We start from the raw sequence: 5,971 nt of genomic DNA, 5'->3' as shown, positions 1-5,971 counted from the left end.
CCTCACCCTGAAAGATGTCGACATTGACCACGGCGAGGTGCGGGTGACGGTGTCCGAGGGAAAAACCGCAGCGGCAACCCGCTCGATCCCGCTGGATGTGCTGGCGCCGCCCAAAGTGGTTAGGTGGTTTAGGGAATTCGCCGAGGCACGACGCCAGCAGTTTGCCGATCCACGCTTTAAGGGCTGGAAGATCAATCAGATCGCGCTTTTCGGGCCCCGGGATAATCCCGATAGGTATACCCGGGAGGCCTTGATCGATCCGATCATCGGCCTGATGCGCGAGCATCTAGGCGGCGAGGTGGATTTTCATCTGCTGCGGCACAGCTTTGTGTCCTGGCTGATCCTGCGCGTCTACGCCATGCGCCACCCCGGCTTTGCCGAGACGCTGCCCCAGAAGGCGGCAACGATGTTCCAGCCGGAGGCTTTGGCGCAGTTGCGCGAGCTCTTTGATGGCGAGACTCGCTCACGCGCCGGCACGGATGACCACATCCTGATGAAGGACCTGATCGGGCATGAAGACCTGCGCACCTCCATCCTCCACTACACCCATACCCTCGACTGGATCCATACCGATGTCATGCGGCGGGCGTACAACGAGGGGCCGCGGGTGAAGGTGAGATAGATGAGCATTATGAGCAGCGCCAACAAAAAAGGGCCGGCAACCGTGGCTGCCAGCCCTTTTGAGATCATGGAGATTGTGCGGGAGGGCGTTACAAGCGCCCGTCCACCGCATCGGCGTCAAAGGCGTATTTCACGTCGTAGAGATACCCATCGGGCTTGAGCCATTGGCGGATGCCGGAGGCACCCAGCGCCACAAACGGCCGATGGGCCACGGCGAGAATGGCGGCGTCATAGCCACCGGCGTTATCGGCACCCGCACCGGCGAGCCCTTCCAACGCCTCCACCGGCACCAACTCCAACCCAAACTCCTCCCGTGCCTCCTCGGCATCCACTACCGGGTCATGGACGGCGACCGTGGCGCCGTAGTCCTGGAGCTCGCGGACGATGTCGATCACGCGGGTGTTGCGCAGGTCCGGCGTGTCTTCCTTGAAAGCGAGGCCCAGCACGAGGATGCGGGCCTCGGGGATGCAAACACCCCGCTGGATCAGGCCCTTGACCACCTCGTGGGCCACATGGGCACCCATGGCGTCATTGAGGCGCCGGCCGGCGAGGATCATCTCCGGGTGGTGGCCCACGGCCTGGGCCTTGTGAGTCAGATAATAGGGATCCACCCCAATGCAGTGACCACCCACCAACCCCGGGCGAAACGGCAGGAAATTCCACTTCGTGCCGGCGGCCTCGAGTACGGCTTCCGTATCCAGACCCAAGCGGTTGAAGAGCATGGCCAGTTCGTTGACGAGCGCAATGTTCACATCGCGCTGAGTGTTCTCGATGACCTTGGCGGCCTCGGCGACCGCGATGCTCGGGGCCTTGTGTGTACCGGCGGTAATAACCCGGGCGTAGAGGGCATCGACGAAATCAGCGACCTCAGGCGATGAACCGCTGGTGACCTTGACGATATCCGTCACTCGATGGGCCTTATCGCCGGGGTTGATGCGCTCGGGGCTGTAGCCGGCGTGGAAATCCTCGCCATAGGTCAGCCCCGAGACCCGTTCGATCACCGGAATGCAGTCCTCCTCGGTGGCGCCAGGGTAGACGGTGGATTCATAGATGACCACAGCACCGGGCTGGATGACCCGACCGACGGTCTCGCTGGCCTTAAGCAGTGGCGTGAGATCCGGGCGGCGGTGTTCATCAATGGGCGTAGGCACGGTGACCACGAAGACATTGCAGTCGCGCAGGGCCTCGGGATCGCCGGTGTAGCGGATGCCGTGGGCGGCGGCGGTGGCCATTTCCTCCCCGCTCAGCTCTTCGGTGCGGTCGCGGCCCGCCTCGAGCTCGCGGATACGGCGTGGATCAATATCAAATCCGGTGACGGGATAGGCCTCAGCGAAGGCCGCCGCCAGCGGCAGACCGACATAGCCGAGGCCGATGACGGCCACGCGGGGGTCACTGGGCAGATTCATGGACATTGAGGATTCCGTTGGTGCGGAGGGGTGGTTATGACGCGTGTGGGTAAGGGGTGTGGGCGGCTCGCTCTAACCAGCCACGCTCACTCCATGCGCGCAGGCAGCAACTCTTCATACACCGCCATCGTGCGCTCAATGACGATTCGCTCATCAAACTCGGCCCGGGCCTTTCGCCTTGCCGCTTCTCCCAGCCGCTCGCACAGCGCGGGATCGCGCACGAGTCGCTCGATGGCGTCGGCGAGCGCCGCCGCCTCCCGTACCGGTACAAGCAGGCCATCGACTCCGTCAGTGACCACTTCACGACAGCCGGGGACATCGGTGGTCACCAGCGGCAGGGCGCACCCGGCCGCCTCGATGAGGCTTTTCGGCAACCCCTCCCGATAGCTTGGGAGCACCACTGCATGCACTGACTGAAAGAGATCCGGCATGTCGTCGACCTTACCGAGCCACTGAACGAGCCCTTCGTCATGCCAACGGCGGATAGCCTCTTCAGGCACGGCAGCGGGATTGCCGGCATCGGGCTCGCCGGCGAGCAATACCTCCACCGCCACGCCGCGGGCCTTCAAGTGCCGCGATGCCTCAACCAGTTCGCCAACTCCCTTGTCCCAGAGCAGCCGTGCGGGCAGGACGACCCGAAATGGCGGCGAGACCAATGGTTCGCGAGGCGGAGTAAATCGCGCCAGATCCACCCCGGACCCCTTAATCAGTCGGATGTGACTAGGATCGATCAGACGCGCCTGCTCGAAAACCGCCACGTCGTCCCCGTTCTGCAGGATCAGGCGGCCTCGCCGCCCACCTAACGCGGCGCGCAGAACCCCTCGAACCACGGGCCGCAGAAACCGCGCCTTCGTCGACTGGCTGGTAAACACATACCCCATTCCCGCCACGGCACTGACCCGGGGCCGGTTGCCGGTCAGCCGCGCGGCGAGCGCCCCATAGACCGCGCATTTGATGGTAAACCCGTGCACTAGATCGATGTTCTCGCGCCGGATCAACCGAATCAGCCAGGTCAGGAGGCGCAATTCGCGCAGCGGGTTCAGACTGAGCCGCTCCATGGGTGCGGGCATCCAGCGCAGGCCAAGCACCTGCAGCCGCTTACCGTCCGGCCCCGGCGGCGATAGCAGCAGCACCTCATGGCCCGCTTCCCGCAACGTCAGGGCCAGCGAGCCACGAAAGTTGTAGAGATACCAATCGGTGTTAGCGAACAAGAGGATTTTCGGGCAACCACCGTGGACCAGAGAGAGATCTTCCGATTCCGGAGTTGCCCCGAAACGATTAAGGGATGCCATTCAAGTTCTTAAGACGGTTAAATACCGGATCATCGGACAGCACAGGCATTGCGGAAGCGATAGCCTCCAGACAAAGGATTAAGTCCCCCGGTGACCATCGTGAGGTAGTTTTGATAACTGAGCCCAGAAACCGCAAAGCCGCCTCAGGAAAACGTTCGCAAAGCCCCGATTCTCTTAGCCGGTGGATGAGGCCATAGGGATATGCCACCGGAACCAGCCAATGCCTCACCAAACATAACGCCTCAGGGAAGTTCTCATCGGCGACGATACAGAGCTCGGCAAGCGCTTCGGCAACCCGCGACGAGACCATATTCTCTGTCCGCAGCCATACCTCATCGACGAATGGCACCACACGATGCTCGAAATACGCCTGGCGTCGGTCATCCGCGGCGGCCAGGCCACGCGTCAGCGCCCTCGCAGCCTGCGCGAGCCCCTCATCGCCGATGGCTTCAAGCGCCTTCCGTAGCTCGGCGGCTTCAAATCGATTGTCCTGTTGCAGCCCCAGGCTGACCAACATGGCAGCGTAATTGTCACCCAAGACGCCCAGCTCCGGATAATGACCAGCGGTCTCGAGGAAACTCGCTTTCATCGTGAGAAGCATCGGCGGATGCAAGCGGCCCGCGCTGAGGAAACCCTGCCAGACAGCGGCGGCGGCATCAGGCCGCGTCTGCCAATCAAACCAGGGCAGCAGGTTATGTGTCGTCCACTCGGGGTCCACGCGGAAGAGCGTCACCGCGTCACGCGCGAGCACCACACGGCCACGAATATAACGGGGCTGCGGGCTATTCAGTACTTGCTCGAACCGCAATCGGATTAGTTCACGCAGGCCTTGTCCATCTTTGAGGGCCTCCCCATGCCAGGCATTGATCAGCGCCTGCGTGGTATGGCCAATGGGCTCATTGATGGCCGCTATAAGTGGATCATCCCCAAATGCCTGGAACTCTTCATCGTTCTCGGCAACCTCCGAGGCATGGAAAATCCGATCCACCAGTGCGAGAAGCTGACGATCTGCCGGCTGACGAGCCTCTGCGACCCGTTCAATCCAATGAGTCACCGCCGGCAATATCTCGGTGAACTGGTCATCGGGCATCCGCATCAGCAGCGGAGCTAAGCGGCGCCACGACTGACGCAGGTGATGTTGACCCCGCCATGCGTTGAGGGCCTCGGCCCATCGATCGGTCACCCAAACATCACGACAAGCCAGCGCCTTGAGTGCGCAAACAGCGGCGGGGAAGGCGTGGCGACAGCGCTCCGCCCAGGCATCATCATTCCAGTCATCTCGACTAGGGTGCCGCTGTAGCCAATCCACGAGGTCTTTGCATCGGTAAGGCGTTGGTATCGGCTCGCCGAGCTCACTGCCATCCAGCCAACGTAGCGGAAAGTCGTCACCGTCATCCGGGGCGATAGGCCACTGGGGATACGCTGTCTCCAAACTTGCCAGCCGCTCATCCGCGTCTTCCCCCAGCGCGTCAGTGTCTCCCTCTTTTAGCCTTATGAGTCGAAGCCAGACCGAGCGATCAGCCGCGGCGCGTCGCCGCTCGTCGTCATCCGTGCCATCGACCTCATGCCGGTCTGAACCCGCCAGGATCGCGGTTTCCAATCGCCACCGCGCTGGTGCACCGATCCGCGCCCCCAGGGACACCAACAACCGCATGACCTCGCGCTGAACCTGTGGGGACCACAGCCAATGCGCGTCCTCATCCAACAGCCAATCAACGGCATCCTCTGGGGGGATCAAATTCCCCTGCGCGGCCGCAAACAGTGCGAGCCTTTTGAAGCACGGATACGGCAAATGCCACCAGGTCTTCGCCGCTAGAGCCGCCCGTTCCGGCTGGATCGAGGCCGTTGCAAGCCAGGCATCCCGCGCGAGAACAATCAACGCGACCCATTCGTCATAGTCGGCATTCTGCGCGTGATCGGTGATTGAGGGCCACGCAAGGAAGGACCGGTCCTGATGGTCATCCGCACCGCCCATCGCCCGCATCAAATCCAGCGCATCCCGGAGCAGTGCCGAGAAGTCATCGAGTAGATCCGGGAGGCCCGTTTGCAAATCTTCATTGGCCGCCAGTTCATCCAGCGGCGTGAACACGTGCTTCGCCCTGAGGCGGACTTTCCAATCCACGAGGGCAGTCATGTCGCCGGATGAACCCGCCGCCGCGTTGCCACCCCCCAAGTCACGCCATGGCCTCAGCGGCGGCCCCAACGCCAGGCAGGGCGTCAGAAATGCTCGAAGCTGTGACCGTAAGCCAGCGCTCAGGCCGCAGGCTTGAAAAAGCTTTGGCCACCCAAACAAACCCAAGTCGCCTCTGCCTGTGTACACGCGCCCCGCGAGAATCAGATGCCAAAGCTGGCGAAGCCGCGGATCCAAGGAGGGAGCAGCCTTTCCCTGTTCGGCATACTGCTGGGGCGTTTCGTTTTGGCCGGCATTAGAAGCTGGGGATTCTTTTATCAACGCCTCTTCGATTTTAGGGGCAAACGCTGGATGTAACTGACCGCCTTGCTTCACGACCCACACCACAAGGTCCGGTTCTTCAACATGCCGTACAAGCCACCAAGCGAGGTGTCGCATGACCGGGTCCAAGCTGACCGGCTGCCGCGATCGATCAACGAGCGATACCGGAGCGGCACGACTTGCGTCGGTCGGGTGACTGA

Annotated in this window: 4 protein-coding genes; 1 reads left to right on the top strand and 3 read right to left on the bottom strand. The window is 62.3% G+C overall.

Annotation, left to right across the window (positions count from 1 at the left end; genetic code table 11):
* The coding region (locus V6X73_RS09515) for a hypothetical protein (protein ID WP_367959660.1) at positions 1-622 on the top strand (622 nt) is incomplete at its 5' end.
* Positions 623-710: 88 nt separating this feature from the next.
* Here V6X73_RS09515 and V6X73_RS09510 read toward each other — a convergent pair.
* The 3 genes from V6X73_RS09510 to V6X73_RS09500 form a co-directional block, all read right to left on the bottom strand.
* Entirely contained in the window at positions 711-2,027 is a 1,317-nt protein-coding gene (locus tag V6X73_RS09510) for a nucleotide sugar dehydrogenase (protein WP_367959661.1), read from the bottom strand.
* 86 nt (positions 2,028-2,113) lie between these two features.
* On the bottom strand, positions 2,114-3,319 hold the full coding sequence (locus tag V6X73_RS09505) for a glycosyltransferase family 4 protein (protein ID WP_367981474.1): 1,206 nt from the start codon (positions 3,317-3,319) through the stop codon (positions 2,114-2,116).
* Positions 3,306-5,453 (bottom strand): hypothetical protein, encoded by a 2,148-nt coding sequence (locus V6X73_RS09500; RefSeq protein WP_367959665.1) that lies wholly within the window; start codon positions 5,451-5,453, stop codon positions 3,306-3,308. The genes V6X73_RS09505 and V6X73_RS09500 overlap by 14 nt, the downstream gene beginning before the upstream one ends.
* Between the last annotated feature and the right edge of the window lie 518 nt (positions 5,454-5,971).

The organism is Spiribacter pallidus, assembly GCF_040838495.1.
Taxonomy (GTDB): domain Bacteria; phylum Pseudomonadota; class Gammaproteobacteria; order Nitrococcales; family Nitrococcaceae; genus Spiribacter; species Spiribacter pallidus.
The sequence above is the reverse complement of the archived record's forward strand: the minus strand, read 5'-3'. Positions and strand labels throughout refer to the sequence as shown.

Bases quoted from the DNA above. Each gene is read 5' to 3' on its own strand.
- V6X73_RS09510 (WP_367959661.1), bottom strand. From the start codon at position 2,027: ATGAATCTGCCCAGTGACCCCCGCGTGGCCGTCATCGGCCTCGGCTAT.
- V6X73_RS09505 (WP_367981474.1), bottom strand. From the start codon at position 3,319: ATGGCATCCCTTAATCGTTTCGGGGCAACTCCGGAATCGGAAGATCTC.
- V6X73_RS09500 (WP_367959665.1), bottom strand. From the start codon at position 5,453: ATGACTGCCCTCGTGGATTGGAAAGTCCGCCTCAGGGCGAAGCACGTG.